This window comes from Acidovorax sp. FG42, assembly GCF_057809195.1.
The window spans coordinates 1-1,466 of sequence record NZ_JBMDJM010000035.1 but is presented as its reverse complement, the minus strand read 5'-3'; the positions used below and the strand labels follow the sequence as shown (position 1 = coordinate 1,466).

At 61.6% G+C, this 1,466-nt stretch carries 1 protein-coding gene; it reads left to right on the top strand.

Annotated elements, in window-relative coordinates:
* Window positions 1-53: 53 nt before the first annotated feature.
* Window positions 54-1,331, top strand: a complete 1,278-nt coding sequence (locus ACODSM_RS22410; protein ID WP_488806942.1) for an IS256 family transposase — start codon at window positions 54-56, stop codon at window positions 1,329-1,331.
* Window positions 1,332-1,466 lie beyond the last annotated feature (135 nt).

The following is a 1,466-nucleotide window of genomic DNA, read 5'->3' as shown; positions in this document are numbered from 1 at the left end:
GAGCCTGTCAGAAACTTTGTGTGTAAGGCATAGCATGTCAACAAGGAGCATGAATGCCACGCAAGACGAAGACGACCGCAGAGACGGACAAGGCAGCGCAGCCGCAATTCTCAGCCGAGCTGTTGGAGCAACTCATCCCCGGGCCAGTGACGCCAGCCGAGCTCGAGGGCATCTTCCAGCAGTTCAAGAAGTCGGTTCTTGAACGCGCGCTGGGCGCCGAGATGAGCCACCACCTGGGCTACGCCCCCGGGCAGGCCAGACCCGAAGGGGCTGCTGCCAATCACCGCAACGGCAAGAGCGCAAAGACCGTCCTGACCGATGCTGGTGCCTTGCGCATCGACATTCCCCGCGACCGCGAGGGCTCATTCGAGCCGCAGCTCATCGGTAAGCACGAGCGCCGCTTTACCGGCTTTGACGACAAGATTGTCGCCATGTATGCCCGCGGTATGACGGTGCGCGAGATCCGGGGCTTCCTGGCCGAGATGTACTCGGTAGACGTCTCGCCCGACCTCATCAGCAGCGTCACCGACGCCGTCATGAGCGAGGTCACTGCCTGGCAAAGCCGCCCGCTGGAGTCGATGTACCCGGTCGTGTTCTTTGACGCGCTGCGCGTCAAGATTCGCGAGGATGCGGTGGTGCGCTCCAAGGCCGTGTACTTGGCTCTGGGCGTGCTGCCTGACGGCAGCCGTGACATCCTGGGCATCTGGATCGAAAACACCGAGGGAGCCAAATTTTGGATGAAAGTCTTCAACGATTTGAAGACCCGTGGCGTGCAGGACATCCTGATTGCCGTCACCGACGGCCTCAAAGGCATGCCAGAGGCGCTGGGCACGGTGTTCCCGGCTACGACGCTGCAGACCTGCATCGTGCACCTGATCCGGGGCAGCCTGGACTTTGCCAGTTGGAAGGAGCGCAAGGCGCTGGCTGCGGCCATCAAACCCATCTACACAGCGGTCAGCGCCGAAGCGGCAGAGGCCGAGCTGCACGCGTTTGAGGCCGGGCCTTGGGGCAAGAAATTCCCCACTGTCGTGGGCGCCTGGCGCAGGGCCTGGGACAAGGTCATCCCGTTCTTTGCCTTCCCACCCGAGGTACGCCGCGTGATTTACACGACCAACGCGATCGAGAGCGTGAATGCGCGACTGCGCAAGATTATCAAGACGCGGGGACACTTCCCCAGCGACGATGCGGCCACCAAACTGATCTGGCTGGCGCTGCGCAACATCACCGAGGACTGGGGACGGGCAGCCAATAACTGGAAATCAGCCATGAACCAGTTCGCCATCCTCTACGGCGACAGGTTCACGCAGCCCACTCACGAGGGTGCCAAATGAAAGGGTTGAACCCTGCCCCGCAGGGCTCAACCGGGGGGGGGCCTCCGGCGGCCTGGCAGGGGCCTTAGTTTGAATAAAATTTAACGACTAGCCGATTTCTGAAACCGCCTCACACACAGAAATTCTGACACTCCC

Coding starts and splice junctions, on each gene's coding strand:
- ACODSM_RS22410 (WP_488806942.1), top strand. CDS start 54: ATGCCACGCAAGACGAAGACGACCGCAGAGACGGACAAGGCAGCGCAG.